The following is a 13,250-nucleotide window of genomic DNA, read 5'->3' as shown; positions in this document are numbered from 1 at the left end:
GGCCTCGAAGCGCATGCGCGAAGCGCGAGTCTCGAGGCCTGAACGGCGGGACACCAGGGGGCCTCAACCCCGCCCCGCCGGAGGCGGGGCCATATCACAGCCCATACCATGGTCGGCGTGAGTACCGTCTACGACTGCGCCGATCCCGACTCGCGCGCCGCCGGCCTGGCCGCGGCGACCAGTGCTCTGAGATCGGGGCGGTTGGTCGTCGTGCCCACCGACACCGTCTACGGTCTGGCCGCCGACGCGTTCGATTCGGCCGCTGTGTCGTCGTTGCTGGCCGCCAAGGGGCGGGGGCGGGATATGCCGGTGCCGGTGCTGGTCGGTTCGTGGAACACGATCGACGGGCTGGTGTTCTCGGTGCGGCCGCAGGCTCGGGAACTGATCCGGGCGTTCTGGCCCGGTGGGCTGAGTATCGTTGTGCAGCAGGCGCCTTCGCTGTCCTGGGATCTCGGTGACGCGCGTGGCACGGTGATGTTGCGGATGCCGCTGCATCCGGTGGCGCTGGAGCTGTTGCAGGAGATCGGGCCGCTGGCGGTATCGAGCGCCAACATCTCCGGCCGACCGGCCGCCGACACTGTGGAGCAGGCCCGGGAGCAGCTCGCCGCGCAGGTGGGTGTGTATCTCGACGGTGGCCCGGCGACGCATGCCACACCCTCCACCATTGTCGATCTCACCGCTGATCAGCCGCGGATTCTGCGGGCGGGCGCGGTGCCGGCCGAGGCCGTCGCCGAAGTGCTGGGAGTGACCCCCGAGGATCTGATCGGGTCCGTCGCGCGGTGAGCGTCCCGGTTTCGATGAGGGTACGGGTAATTTTGCAGTTCGCTGGGTGGTGGTCGGCGCGATGACCGGTTACGGTGCGGTCGTCCCGCTGCGGGAGCTGCTGCTGGTCCTGTTGATCTCGGCGGTGGTGACCTTCCTGGCCACCGGGGGGATCCGCACACTGGCGATCGGGTTCGGCGCGGTGGCCATCCCGCGCGACCGTGATGTGCATGTGAAGCCGATTCCCCGGATGGGCGGGGTGGGGATGTACTTCGGTGTGGTGGCCGCCGTATTGTTCGCTCATCAGTTGCCGGCGCTGCGCCGTGGGTTCGACTACCGGCCCGATATCGCGGCAGTACTGGTGGCGGCGACCATCATCGTCGCGGTCGGTATCGTGGACGATCGCTGGGGACTGGACGCGCTCACCAAATTCGCCGGTCAGGTCACCGCCGCCGGTGTGATGGCGGTGATGGGCCTGGGCTGGTACCTGATCTACGACCCGTTCAACAACAGCACCGTCGTACTGGACGGCCTGCAGGGCGGTCTGGTCACCGTGGCGGTGGCCGTGACCCTGATCAACGCGATGAACTTCGTGGACGGCCTGGACGGCCTGGCCGCCGGGTTGGGCCTGATCGCCTCCATCGCCGTGTTCGCCTTCGCGATCGGCCTGCTCACCGAGCAGGGTGGTTCGGTGGACAGCTATCCGCCCGCGCTGCTGGCGGCCGCTATGGCCGGGGCCTGCCTGGGGTTCCTGCCGCACAATTTCTCACCGGCGCGGATCTTCATGGGCGATTCGGGATCCATGCTGATCGGGCTGGTGCTGGCGGCGGCATCGACCAGTGCGTCCGGCCGGATCCCGCTCATCGGTTACGGCCCGCGCGATATCGTCGGCTTGCTCTCGCCGCTGCTGCTGGTCGGTGCGGTGATGTTCATCCCGGTCCTGGATCTGCTGCTGGCGATCGTGCGCCGGGTCCGGGCCGGGGTCAGTTTCTCCACGCCCGACAAGATGCATCTGCACCACCGGCTGTTGCAGATCGGGCATTCGCAGCGCCGGGTCGTGCTGGTGATCTACCTGTGGGTCGGGATCCTCGCCTTCGGGGCGGTCGGCACCTCGGTGATGGACCGCCGGGTGGTGGTGCTGATGATGGCGGCCGGATTGCTGTTCGCGCTGGTCGTGACCGCTGTGCCGGGTTTGTGGCGGCGGCAGGCGCGGCGGGACGCGGCGGGCTCGGTTTCCGAGTCCGGGTAGAGTTCGGCCCGTGTCCACGAGTCCTGCCGGTCCCGGTCCCTCCGACAGCGCCGATGCCCCGCTGCGCGCGGCATTGCGATACGGCCTGGTCGGCCTGGCCGTCCTGACTGTGCTGTCGGTGGCGCTCGGCACGGCCCTCGCCGGTGTCGCCGGTTTGTGGGGCGCGTTGCTGGGGGCCGCGATCGGCGGCGGGTTCATCCTGACCACGGCCGTCGTGGTGCTGCTCGGCGCGAAACTGCCGCCCACGACGGCCGGCTTCGTCATGCTGGCGAGTTGGGTAGGGAAGCTGCTGGTCGCGCTGATCGTCGTTGCGATTCTGCAGCAATTCGATTTCTACGACCGGCTGGCCCTGTTCCTCACTGTCGTGGGTGCACTGGTCATCGTGCTCGGAGCGGAAACTTACGGTGTATTGAGACAGAAAGTGCCCTATGTGACCGTCTCTGAGCAGGGGCGGGAAGCGGACTCCGACCAGGGCTGACCAGGCTCTACGACAATTTGTCGTAGATAACATCGCCCCCGCTACACGTTGTCGTAGTTCTCTTGGTAAAGTATTGGTAAGCAAGCGACTAAGCCAGGGGCGCCGATCGGGCCCGACCAGCTACCGCTATGCTACTGCCGTGCCGTGCTCGTAAAGGGTTCGGTTCTGCATGTCGACGATGTCGCCGACACACGTACAGACGCCAGCGCGGATCGCCGCTACAGCTGCTGACGACCTCGAGCCGACCTCAGTCGACCCACATTGATCGTCAATGTCCGATCGAACCGCGGGAGCGAAAACTTCCCGCGGCCCGAACACGGGAGAGAACGCTGAGCGTCACCACCTTGGCCGCGGAGTTCCACGCGCCGTCGCTAACCGACTTCTTCCCTCCAGCGGTGCTGTTCGAGGGGACCCCCTTCGAACTCGATCGGCTGATGCTGGTCCGGCTCGTGATGACCGCCGTGCTGGTCGCTTTCCTGTTCCTGGCCTTCCGGACTCCGCGAATCGTGCCGAAAAAGCTACAGAACATCGGCGAAATGGGTCTGGTCTTCGTCAAGGAGCAGATCTGCGACGAGATCCTCGGCAAGGAAAACGGCCGCAAGTTCTTCCCGCTGATCGCGACGATCTTCTTCACCGTCCTGTTCCTGAACTTCTCGGGTGTGATCCCCGGTCTGAACATCTCGTCGAACGCGCGTATCGGCATGCCGCTGGTACTGGCTGTGGTCGCGTATATCGCGTTCAACTATGTGGGCATCAAGAAGTACGGCTTCTTCACCTATATGCGCAGCAGCATCGTCGTTCCGAATGTTCCGCCGGCCATGCACGTCCTGCTCATTCCGATCGAGTTCATCTCGACCTTCGTGCTGCGCCCGTTCACGCTGACCGTCCGACTCATGGCCAATATGCTCGCCGGTCACATCATGCTGGTGCTGTTCTTCAGCGCGACCCAGTTCTTCCTCTTCGACGCAGACGCCTGGATGAAGGTGTTCGCGCCCTTCTCGCTGCTGGGCGGGCTCGCGTTCACGCTGTTCGAACTGCTGGTCATTTTCCTGCAGGCGTATGTGTTCGCGTTGCTGACCGCCGTGTACATCAGTCTCGCCCAGCACGCCGACGAACACTGACCGACCGGAACAACCGATAAGGACCTGCTGCACCGCGCCGTCCGGCGGGTGAGCAACAGAAAGGGAATGGAAGACTCATGAGCCTCTCGTACCTGGCCCAGGAAGCTGCCACCAACGAATCCACGCTGAAGGGCCTCGGCGCCGTCGGCTACGGCCTGGCCGCGATCGGCCCCGGCATCGGCGTCGGTATCGTCGTCGGTAAGGCGATCGAGGGTATTGCCCGCCAGCCCGAGCTCTCCGGCACCATCCGGACCAACATGTTCCTGGGTATCGCGTTCACCGAAGCCCTGGCGCTGATCGGTCTCGTCGCCGGCTTCATCTTCTGATTCCGATGAACGAGTACATTCTGCTCGCAGCGGCGGAGGGAGAGGATGTGAACCCTCTCGTCCCCGCGACGTACGACATCGTCTGGTCGGCGGTCTGCGTGGCGATCATCGCCTTCGTGGTCTACAAATACGCCGTTCCACGCCTGATGAAGGTGCTGGACGAGCGCGCCGACAAGATCGAGGGTGGCATCGAACGGGCCGAGGCCGCGCAGGTCGAAGCCCAGGAGACGCTGCAGCAGTACCAGAAGCAGCTGGCCGACGCCCGCCTGGAATCCGCGAAGATCCGTGAAGACGCCCGTACCCAGGGCCAGCAGATCCTCGCCCAGATGAAGGCCGACGCCCAGGCCGAGAGCGACCGTATCGTCGCGGCCGGGCACACCCAGCTGGAAGCCCAGCGCCAGCAGATCCTGACCGAGCTGCGTGCCGAGGTCGGCCGCACCGCCGTGGACCTGGCCGAGAAGATCATCGGGCAGTCGGTATCGGACGAGGCCAAACAGGCCGCGACGATCGAGCGATTCCTCGACGAGATCGACCGTTCGGACGCCGGTATCGGGGTCGGAAGGTAACGACGGAGGAGTGAAAACCATGTACGCAGCGAGCCGTGAGGCCAGCTCCCGGTCCAAGGAGGCGCTTCGGGCCGCGCTGACCGGCAGCAACGGTGTTGCGGCCACGACGGGGTCCGAACTGTTCGCCGTTGTCGACGTACTGGACGACCAGCGTCCGCTGCGTGTGGCGCTCGCGGACGTGTCGGTGCCCGGTTCGGCCCGCGCCGAACTGAGCGAGCGGATCTTCGGGGGCCGGGTCAGCGCTGCCACTCAGGCGGTGCTGACCACTGCGGTCGCCCAGGATTGGTCACGTCCCCGGGATCTGGTCGACACCCTGGTGCTGCTCGGTCAGCTGGCATACCTGGAATCGGCCTCCGAACAGGGCCGGCTGACCGCGGTCGAGGACGAACTCTTCCGCTTCGGCCGGATCATCGCCGACAATCCGGCGCTGGACCAGGCGCTGTCCGACCGTGCCGCCTCGGCCACGGCCAAACGGGAGTTGGTCGACCGGCTGCTGTCCGGCAAGGCCGAGACCATCACCCAGGCCCTCACCGAGCAAGTGGTGACCAGGCAGCGTTCCGGGATCGGTGTGGCCTTCGACGAACTGTCCGACCTGGCCGCGGCCCGGCGCGAACAGATCGTCGCGCATGTGCGGTCGGCTATCGAACTGGCCGACTCCCAGCGTGATCGGCTGGCCGGCGCCCTGGCGCGTATCTACAACAAGGCTGTCACCGTGCATGTCGAGGTCGATCCCGAACTGTTGAGCGGGCTCGTCGTGCGCATCGGCGACGATGTGATCGACGGCAGCGCGATCGGCCGGCTGGATCGGCTGCGCCGCTCGCTGACCTAGCGGCGAAGGCGCCGGATCCACCGGTGCCGCCCGCTCCACACCCCCGACATTCCACGACCAGAGACCGAGAGCAGGAAGAACATGGCGGAGCTGACGATCTCCTCCGACGAGATCCGTAGCGCGATCGAAAGCTACACCCAGAGCTACACCCCGGAAACCTCCATCGAGGAAGTCGGTGTCGTTACCGATACCAGTGACGGCATCGCGCACGTCAGCGGCTTGCCTTCGGCCATGGCCAACGAGCTGCTCGAATTCCCGGGTGGCGTGCTCGGTGTGGCGCTGAACCTCGAAGACCGCGAAATCGGTGCCGTCATCCTCGGCGAGTTCGCCGAGATCGAAGAGGGCCAGCAGGTGCGCCGCACCGGCGATGTGCTCTCGGTCCCGGTCGGCGACAACTTCCTCGGCCGCGTCGTGAACCCGCTCGGCCAGCCGATCGACGGTCTGGGCGAGATCGAATCCGACGACCGGCGCGTGCTGGAACTGCAGGCCGCCACCGTGCTGGAGCGGCAGCCGGTCGAGGAGCCGATGGCCACCGGTATCACCGCCATCGACGCGCTGACCGCCATCGGCCGGGGGCAGCGTCAGCTGGTCATCGGCGACCGTAAGACCGGTAAGACCGCGGTCTGCATCGATACGATCCTGAACCAGAAGGCCAACTGGGAATCGGGCGATCCGGCCAAGCAGGTGCGCTGCATCTACGTGGCGATCGGCCAGAAGGGCTCCACCATCGCGGGCGTCAAATCCGCCCTCGAGGAGCACGGCGCGCTGGAGTACACCACCATCGTCGCCGCCCCGGCCTCCGATTCCGCCGGTTTCAAGTGGCTGGCCCCCTACACCGGTTCGGCCCTCGGCCAGCACTGGATGTACCAGGGCAAGCACGTCCTGATCGTATTCGACGATCTGACCAAGCAGGCCGAGGCCTACCGCGCCATCTCGCTGCTGCTGCGCCGCCCGCCGGGCCGCGAGGCCTACCCGGGTGACGTCTTCTACCTGCACTCGCGCCTGCTGGAACGTTGCGCGAAGCTCTCCGACGCCATGGGCGGCGGTTCGATGACCGGCCTGCCGATCATCGAGACCAAGGCCAACGACATCTCGGCCTTCATCCCGACCAACGTCATCTCCATCACCGACGGTCAGGTCTTCCTGGAGTCCGACCTGTTCAACAAGGGTGTCCGTCCGGCGATCAACGTCGGTACCTCGGTCTCGCGTGTCGGTGGTGCCGCCCAGACCAAGGGTATGAAGAAGGTCGCCGGTTCGCTGCGTCTGGAAATGGCGCAGTACCGCGAATTGGAAGCCTTCTCCGCGTTCGCCTCCGATCTGGACGCCGCGTCGCTCGCCCAGCTCGAGCGGGGTGCCCGCTGGGTGGAACTGCTCAAGCAGGACCAGTACTCGCCGGTCGCCGTCGAGGACCAGATCGTCTCGATCTACCTGGTCGACGGCGGCTACTACGACTCGGTGCCGGTCGCCGATGTCCGCCGGTTCAATGTCGAGCTGCTCGAAGATCTGCACAGCAACGCCGCGGATGCTTTCAAGAGCATCGAGGGTGGCAAGGTGCTGACCGGTGACGCCGCCGAGCAGATCAAGACCGCTACCGACAACTTCAAGCAGGGCTTCCTGGCTTCCGACGGCAGCCGTGTCGTGAACGAGCCCGGCGCCGACGAGCTCGGCCACGAAGAGGTCGAATCGCTGTCGGTCACCCGCAAGCACGTCGAGAAGTAGACCGGGCGAACCATGCGCTGTTTTCCTGTCACGCCGCGAATGAGGGGAGTGTGAACCGATGGCTACCTTGCGCGAGCTGCGCTCCCGTATTCGTGGTATCAACTCGATCAAGAAGATCACCAAGGCCCAGGAACTGATCGCGACCTCGCGGATCACCAAGGCCCAGGCTCGGGTCGCGGCCGCCAAGCCGTACTCCGAGGAGATCACCAAAGTGGTCGCGGAGCTGGCGAGTGCGTCGAAGAGTCTGTCGCACCCGCTGCTCACCGAACGCCCCGATCCGAAGCGTGCCGCTGTGCTGGTGATCACCAGCGACAGCGGCCAGTGCGGCGGCTACAACTCCAATGTGCTCAAACGCGCCGAGGAGTTGATGACCACCCTGCGCGACGAGGGCAAGGAACCGGTGCTCTACGTCATGGGCAGCAAGGGCCTGACGTACTACACCTTCCGCGATCGTCGGCCGGTGGCCTCATGGACCGGGTTCTCCCAGCAGCCGACCTATCCGGATGCCTCGGCGGCCTGCAACCACCTGGTGCACAGCTTCATGGCCGGGTCCGCGGGTGAGGTACCGGCGCCGGACGGTACCGGTTCGATCGCGGGCGTGGACGAGCTCCATATCGTCTACACCCGGTTCGTGAGCATGCTGTCGCAGACGCCGGAGGTGCGCCGGATGGCGCCGATCCAGATCTCCTTCGTCGACGAGAGCTTCGATCTGGGCAAGGACATGCTGTCCGATTCGCCCACGGCCGAGGTAAGCGCGCAGTACGAATTCGAGCCCGACGCCGATGTGCTGCTGGCGGCGCTGCTGCCCAAGTACATCAACACGCGGATCTACGCATCGTTGCTCGACGCAGCGGCATCCGAGCACGCCGCTCGGCGCACCGCAATGAAGGCGGCCACCGATAACGCCAACGAATTGGCGAGTTCCCTGTCTCGCCAGGCCAACTCGTTGCGGCAGGCCAACATCACGCAGGAAATCAGCGAAATCGTCGGCGGCGTGAATGCCCTGGCGGCCAGCTCGGAACGCGACTGAGACGCAGGAAGAGAAACCAGAAATGACCGCAGCTGTTACTCGAGAAGACTCGAGCCGGACCGGCGCCGCCACGGGCCGCGTGGTCCGCGTCATCGGCCCCGTCGTGGATGTCGAATTTCCGCGGGGCTCCATTCCAGACCTGTTCAACGCTCTTGCTGCCGATATCACCCTGAAGTCGGTGGCCAAGACGCTGACCCTCGAGGTCGCCCAGCATCTCGGTGACAACATCGTGCGCACCATCTCGATGCAGCCCACCGACGGCCTGGTCCGTGGCGCCGAGGTGCGTGACTCCGGTAAGCCGATCTCGGTGCCGGTCGGCGACGTCGTCAAGGGACACGTGTTCAACGCCCTCGGCGATTGCCTCGACAGCCCGGGCCTCGGCCGCGACGGTGAGCAGTGGGGTATCCACCGCAAGCCGCCGAGCTTCGACCAGCTCGAGGGCAAGACCGAAATCCTCGAGACCGGCGTCAAGGTGCTCGACCTGCTGACCCCGTACGTGAAGGGCGGCAAGATCGGCCTGTTCGGTGGCGCCGGTGTCGGCAAGACCGTTCTCATCCAGGAGATGATCACCCGTATCGCGCGGGAGTTCTCCGGTACCTCGGTGTTCGCCGGCGTCGGCGAACGCACCCGTGAGGGCACCGACCTGCACCTGGAAATGGAAGAGATGGGCGTCCTGCAGGACACCGCCCTCGTCTTCGGCCAGATGGACGAGCCGCCGGGCACCCGTATGCGCGTCGCTCTGTCCGCGCTGACCATGGCGGAGTACTTCCGCGATGTGAAGCACCAGGACGTGCTGCTGTTCATCGACAACATCTTCCGGTTCACCCAGGCCGGTTCCGAGGTCTCGACCCTGCTGGGCCGGATGCCCTCCGCTGTCGGTTACCAGCCCACCCTGGCCGACGAGATGGGTGAACTGCAGGAGCGCATCACCTCGACCCGTGGTCGTTCGATCACCTCGCTGCAGGCGATCTACGTCCCCGCCGACGACTACACCGACCCGGCGCCGGCGACCACCTTCGCCCACCTGGACGCGACCACCGAGCTCTCCCGCCCGATTTCGCAGAAGGGTATCTACCCCGCCGTCGACCCGCTGACCTCGACCTCTCGTATCCTCGAGGCCTCGATCGTCGGCGACCGGCACTTCGCGGTGGCCAACGAGGTGAAGCGAATCCTGCAGAAGTACAAGGAGCTGCAGGACATCATCGCCATTCTCGGTATGGACGAGCTTTCCGAAGAGGACAAGGTTCTCGTCGGCCGGGCCCGCCGGCTGGAGAAGTTCCTCGGCCAGAACTTCATCGTGGCCGAGAAGTTCACCGGTCAGCCCGGTTCGGTCGTGCCGCTGGAGCAGACCGTCGACGACTTCGACCGCGTGTGCAAGGGCGAATTCGACCACTTCCCGGAGCAGGCGTTCAACAGCTGCGGTGGTCTCGACGATGTCGAGGCGGCCGCGAAGAAGATCGCCGGAAAGTAGTCCCCCATGGCGGATATGTCAGTTGATCTCGTTGCGGTCGAGCGGCGGCTCTGGTCGGGCCGGGCGAGTTTCGTCAGCGCTCAGACCACCGAGGGACAGATCGGCATCATGCCCGGTCACGAGCCCCTCCTCGGCCAGTTGGTCGAGGGCGGCACCGTGACCGTCGTCGATACCGACGGCACCCGGATCGTGGTCGCGGTGCACGGTGGGTTCTTCTCGGTCACCGCCGATACGGTGCGCGTATTGGCGGAGTCCGCCGAGTTCTCCACCGAGGTCGATATCGTGGCCGCACGCCAGGTGCTGTCCGACGGTTCGGCGTCGGCGGAGGCCCAGCTGGTCGCGCAGGGCCGGGTCCGCGCGGTGGAGCAGGCCCAAGCGGCCTCCTGATCTTCCTCCGGGTACAAAAGAATCATTTCGGCTCCGGCCGGCGACGAGTTCTCGTCGCCGGCCGGAGCTGTTTCCCGCTGTCCGGCTCGGCCCCGCGTTGCCGCCGGCCGGCCCCGGGATCGATGACGTCGCGTTTTCCGAGACAACCCCGTGCAATTTGTAAACTGGTTCGTGGTTGAATGGCGGCGGGTGCATCTGCCGGTCCGATCCGGTGGTCGCCTCGGATGAGCGAAGGGATGTGCAGCATTGCAGACCGGGATGGTGCTACTGATCATTCTGGTGCTCGTGCTGGTCGCATTGGCTCTGGTTTCCAGTTATCGCCTGGTCATGTTGCGGCGCGGCGGCACCGCGGCCATCCTGCGCGTACTCCCGGCCCGTGGCGGCGAACGCTGGCGCCATGGTGTCATCCGCTACGACGAAGATCATCTCGTCTTCTACAAGCTCACCAGTCTCAAGATCGGCGCCGATACGGTGATCCACCGACGCGGTATCGAAATCGGCGAACGGCGCGGCCCGCAGGGTGACGAGTACGACATCATGACCGACGGGATCGCGGTCATCGGCGTATCCGATCGCAACGGTGACTACGAGCTGGCGCTCGACCGGGCCGCGCTCACGGCCTTCCTGTCCTGGGTCGAATCGCGGCCTTCGGAGCGGGCCCGCCGGCTGCGCGGCCACTGAGACCGGCCGGCTTTCTCTCCTGCGGGGAGCGCCCTCGGCACAATTGCGCATCCGCCGCAACCACGTCGCGGACGCTCCGAGCGTTTAGGGTGGGTCCTGTGAGCGTGCACCTGACGCGGATCTATACCCGCACCGGCGATGACGGGACCACCGGTCTCAGCGATTTCTCCCGGGTGCCGAAAACCGATCCGCGACTGGTCGCCTACGCGGATTGCGACGAGGCCAATGCTGCCCTCGGGGTCGCGATCGCTCTCGGCGCCCCGGATCCGGAACTGACCGCCGTCCTGCGCGGAGTCCAGAACGATCTGTTCGACGCGGGCGCGGATCTGTCGACTCCGGTGGTGGAGAACCCGAAGTATCCGCCGCTGCGGATCACCGCGGGCTATATCGAACGCCTGGAGCAATGGTGTGACCGGTTCAATGCCGAACTGGCACCGCTGAATTCGTTCATCCTGCCCGGCGGAACTCCACTCGCCGCGCTACTGCACACCGCGCGCACGATCGTCCGGCGCGCCGAGCGATCGGCGTGGGCAGCTGTGGAGGCATATCCCGAGGACACCGGTGTCCTGCCGGCCAAGTATCTCAACCGGCTGTCGGACCTGCTGTTCATCCTCAGCCGCTATACGAATCCGGCGGGTGATGTGCTCTGGCAGCCGGGTGGTGGCCGGGCGGACGGGGCCGGGACACCGGCTTCCGGCGAACCCGGATCCGGTTCTCCGTCCGAAAGCTGACGGATTCCGTCCCGACGGTGGAAACTGCTCCTGGTGATGGGGTCGCGGGGCCGCCGCGCGCGACGGCTCGGCATTGTCTCGACCGGCGGCGTGATGCGACCGCGGGCGCTCTATCCTTGCACCCACTGGTGCGCCGAATACTCGGAGAGGCGGCATGGAACGGTTTTTGGTAACTGGCGGCAACCGGCTGGTCGGTGAGGTCTCGGTCGGAGGCGCCAAGAACAGCGTCCTGAAACTGATGGCCGCTGCTCTACTCACCGAAGGCACGACCACCATCACGAACTGCCCGGACATCCTCGATGTGCCGTTGATGGCAGAAGTACTGCGCGGTCTCGGTTGCGATGTCACGATCACCGGTGATGTGGTGACCATCGACACCCCGGCCGAACCCAAGTACCACGCGGACTTCCCGGCGGTGACCCAGTTCCGTGCGTCGGTCTGTGTCCTCGGCCCGCTGATGGCCCGGTGCAGGCGCGCGGTGGTGGCGCTGCCGGGTGGCGACGCGATCGGCTCCCGCCCGCTGGATATGCATCAGGCCGGGCTCCGGCTGCTCGGCGCGACCAGCGAGATCGAGCACGGATGTGTGGTCGCCCGAGCCGACGAGCTGCAGGGCGCGCGGATCCGCCTGGATTTCCCCTCGGTCGGTGCCACCGAGAACATCCTCATGGCCGCCGTCCTGGCACAGGGGGAGACGGTGATCGACAATGCCGCCCGTGAACCCGACATCGTCGATCTGTGCACCATGCTCACCCAGATGGGTGCCCGCATCCACGGTGCGGGTACCTCGGTGCTCACCATCCACGGCGTGAAGCAGTTGTCGCCGATCACGCATCGGGTCATCGGCGACCGTATCGTCGCGGCCACCTGGGGTATCGCCGCCGCCATGACGATGGGTGATGTGCGGGTGACCGGGGTCAACCCTCAGCATCTGGCCCTGGTCCTGGACAAACTGCGCTCGGCCGGCGCCCGGATCTCGTTCGAGCCCGAGGGCTTCCGGGTGGTCCAGCCCGATCGCCCCCGCGCGGTGAACTTCTCCACCCTTCCGTTCCCCGGTTTCCCGACCGATCTGCAGCCGATGGCGATCGGACTCGCGGCGATCGCGGACGGCACCTCGATGATCACCGAGAACGTGTTCGAAGCGCGCTTCCGTTTCGTGGAAGAGATGATCCGGCTCGGCGCCGATGCGCGGACCGACGGTCATCACGCGGTGGTCCGCGGTATTCCCCTGTTGTCCAGTGCGCCGGTCTGGTCCTCCGATATCCGGGCCGGTGCCGGTCTGGTGCTCGCGGGACTGGTCGCCGACGGCGTCACCGAAGTGCACGACGTTTTCCATATCGACCGCGGGTACCCGAACTTCGTGGAGAAACTCCAGGCGCTCGGAGCCGGCGTAGAACGGGTAGGAGTGGCGACTTGACCGTTTGTCGGCGGCCGGGTTCGGAAACGGTATCGGAAACAGTCGCTGAAAAGTCGCCTTGACCAGGCGATTTGACATTGAATTAGATGCCACGTAACTTTATCCAAGTCAGAGCGACACGGACACCGACCCGGGGCCCGGAGCGAGGCGGAAACGCCGAGCCGGAGGGACCAGGGAAACGAGGTAGGACGAGGAGCGCCTGGCTATCACACTGGTTTGACCGGGACACCGATTTGCAATCGGGAAAACGGATGAGCTAAGCTTGAGAAGTTGCCTCACAGATCGAATGGCTTGAATGCCAAGAGATAGTGTGTGCGTGTGTTCTTTGAGAACTCAATAGTGTGTTGATGAATGTCAGTGCCAAATATTTGATTTGGTTTCGGTTCTTCATACCCCCGTGTGGAGGGCCGAACATTTAAGTCAGCTAAATTCCAGCTGGCGATTTGTTTTGCTAGGTTTTCGGACTCTAGTTTGTACTTTTGATTG

At 65.4% G+C, this 13,250-nt stretch carries 15 protein-coding genes; 14 read left to right on the top strand and 1 reads right to left on the bottom strand.

All coding sequences use genetic code 11. From position 1 onward, the window contains the following. The first annotated feature begins 117 nt into the window (after positions 1-117). From ACWEWT_RS37780 to murA, 14 genes are all read left to right on the top strand, one after another. Positions 118-783 (top strand): L-threonylcarbamoyladenylate synthase, encoded by a 666-nt coding sequence (locus ACWEWT_RS37780; protein WP_452565712.1) that lies wholly within the window; start codon positions 118-120, stop codon positions 781-783. Positions 784-844: 61 nt separating this feature from the next. Then, a complete protein-coding gene (locus tag ACWEWT_RS37775) occupies positions 845-2,011 on the top strand; it encodes an MraY family glycosyltransferase (RefSeq protein ID WP_452565711.1) in 1,167 nt (388 codons plus the stop codon). Positions 2,012-2,021: 10 nt separating this feature from the next. Then, the gene (locus tag ACWEWT_RS37770; protein WP_452565710.1) at positions 2,022-2,489 is read left to right on the top strand and encodes a hypothetical protein; all 468 of its coding nucleotides are present in this window, start codon (positions 2,022-2,024) and stop codon (positions 2,487-2,489) included. A 395-nt stretch (positions 2,490-2,884) separates the two neighbouring features. Continuing rightward, the gene (gene atpB, locus ACWEWT_RS37765) at positions 2,885-3,610 is read left to right on the top strand and encodes a F0F1 ATP synthase subunit A (RefSeq protein WP_452565709.1); all 726 of its coding nucleotides are present in this window, start codon (positions 2,885-2,887) and stop codon (positions 3,608-3,610) included. Positions 3,611-3,687: 77 nt separating this feature from the next. Further along, positions 3,688-3,936, top strand: coding sequence for an ATP synthase F0 subunit C (locus ACWEWT_RS37760; protein WP_030522398.1), 249 nt, complete (start codon positions 3,688-3,690; stop codon positions 3,934-3,936). Between the two features lie 5 nt (positions 3,937-3,941). Further along, positions 3,942-4,502 (top strand): F0F1 ATP synthase subunit B, encoded by a 561-nt coding sequence (locus ACWEWT_RS37755; protein ID WP_452565708.1) that lies wholly within the window; start codon positions 3,942-3,944, stop codon positions 4,500-4,502. Positions 4,503-4,521: 19 nt separating this feature from the next. Next, positions 4,522-5,331 carry a F0F1 ATP synthase subunit delta gene (locus ACWEWT_RS37750; RefSeq protein WP_452565706.1) on the top strand — a complete coding sequence of 270 codons (810 nt, stop codon included), beginning with the start codon at positions 4,522-4,524 and terminating at the stop codon, positions 5,329-5,331. Positions 5,332-5,412: 81 nt separating this feature from the next. Beyond that, complete coding sequence (atpA, locus tag ACWEWT_RS37745) at positions 5,413-7,050, top strand: F0F1 ATP synthase subunit alpha (RefSeq protein ID WP_452565705.1); 1,638 nt, start codon at positions 5,413-5,415, stop codon at positions 7,048-7,050. Between the two features lie 58 nt (positions 7,051-7,108). After that, entirely contained in the window at positions 7,109-8,080 is a 972-nt protein-coding gene (locus ACWEWT_RS37740) for a F0F1 ATP synthase subunit gamma (RefSeq protein ID WP_452565703.1), read from the top strand. Positions 8,081-8,102: 22 nt separating this feature from the next. Then, the gene (gene atpD / locus ACWEWT_RS37735; RefSeq protein ID WP_452565702.1) at positions 8,103-9,551 is read left to right on the top strand and encodes a F0F1 ATP synthase subunit beta; all 1,449 of its coding nucleotides are present in this window, start codon (positions 8,103-8,105) and stop codon (positions 9,549-9,551) included. Between the two features lie 6 nt (positions 9,552-9,557). Further along, positions 9,558-9,938 (top strand): F0F1 ATP synthase subunit epsilon, encoded by a 381-nt coding sequence (locus ACWEWT_RS37730; RefSeq protein ID WP_452565701.1) that lies wholly within the window; start codon positions 9,558-9,560, stop codon positions 9,936-9,938. A gap of 258 nt (positions 9,939-10,196) precedes the next feature. Beyond that, the gene (locus ACWEWT_RS37725; RefSeq protein WP_452565713.1) at positions 10,197-10,619 is read left to right on the top strand and encodes a DUF2550 domain-containing protein; all 423 of its coding nucleotides are present in this window, start codon (positions 10,197-10,199) and stop codon (positions 10,617-10,619) included. A gap of 98 nt (positions 10,620-10,717) precedes the next feature. Next, entirely contained in the window at positions 10,718-11,350 is a 633-nt protein-coding gene (locus ACWEWT_RS37720) for a cob(I)yrinic acid a,c-diamide adenosyltransferase (protein WP_452565700.1), read from the top strand. A gap of 154 nt (positions 11,351-11,504) precedes the next feature. Continuing rightward, positions 11,505-12,764: a UDP-N-acetylglucosamine 1-carboxyvinyltransferase gene (murA, locus tag ACWEWT_RS37715; protein WP_452565699.1), complete on the top strand. Its 1,260-nt coding sequence runs from the start codon at positions 11,505-11,507 to the stop codon at positions 12,762-12,764. 275 nt (positions 12,765-13,039) lie between these two features. Here murA and ACWEWT_RS37710 read toward each other — a convergent pair. Beyond that, a partial coding sequence (locus tag ACWEWT_RS37710) for a hypothetical protein (protein WP_452565698.1) occupies positions 13,040-13,250 on the bottom strand: 211 nt, incomplete at its 5' end.

The sequence above is a fragment of the Nocardia sp. NPDC003963 genome, from assembly GCF_053605105.1.
The sequence above is the reverse complement of the archived record's forward strand: the minus strand, read 5'-3'. Positions and strand labels throughout refer to the sequence as shown.

Bases quoted from the DNA above. Each gene is read 5' to 3' on its own strand.
- atpA (WP_452565705.1), top strand. From the start codon at position 5,413: ATGGCGGAGCTGACGATCTCCTCCGACGAGATCCGTAGCGCGATCGAA.
- ACWEWT_RS37755 (WP_452565708.1), top strand. From the start codon at position 3,942: ATGAACGAGTACATTCTGCTCGCAGCGGCGGAGGGAGAGGATGTGAAC.
- ACWEWT_RS37760 (WP_030522398.1), top strand. From the start codon at position 3,688: ATGAGCCTCTCGTACCTGGCCCAGGAAGCTGCCACCAACGAATCCACG.
- ACWEWT_RS37730 (WP_452565701.1), top strand. From the start codon at position 9,558: ATGGCGGATATGTCAGTTGATCTCGTTGCGGTCGAGCGGCGGCTCTGG.
- atpD (WP_452565702.1), top strand. From the start codon at position 8,103: ATGACCGCAGCTGTTACTCGAGAAGACTCGAGCCGGACCGGCGCCGCC.
- murA (WP_452565699.1), top strand. From the start codon at position 11,505: ATGGAACGGTTTTTGGTAACTGGCGGCAACCGGCTGGTCGGTGAGGTC.
- ACWEWT_RS37725 (WP_452565713.1), top strand. From the start codon at position 10,197: ATGGTGCTACTGATCATTCTGGTGCTCGTGCTGGTCGCATTGGCTCTG.
- ACWEWT_RS37740 (WP_452565703.1), top strand. From the start codon at position 7,109: ATGGCTACCTTGCGCGAGCTGCGCTCCCGTATTCGTGGTATCAACTCG.
- ACWEWT_RS37750 (WP_452565706.1), top strand. From the start codon at position 4,522: ATGTACGCAGCGAGCCGTGAGGCCAGCTCCCGGTCCAAGGAGGCGCTT.
- ACWEWT_RS37775 (WP_452565711.1), top strand. From the start codon at position 845: ATGACCGGTTACGGTGCGGTCGTCCCGCTGCGGGAGCTGCTGCTGGTC.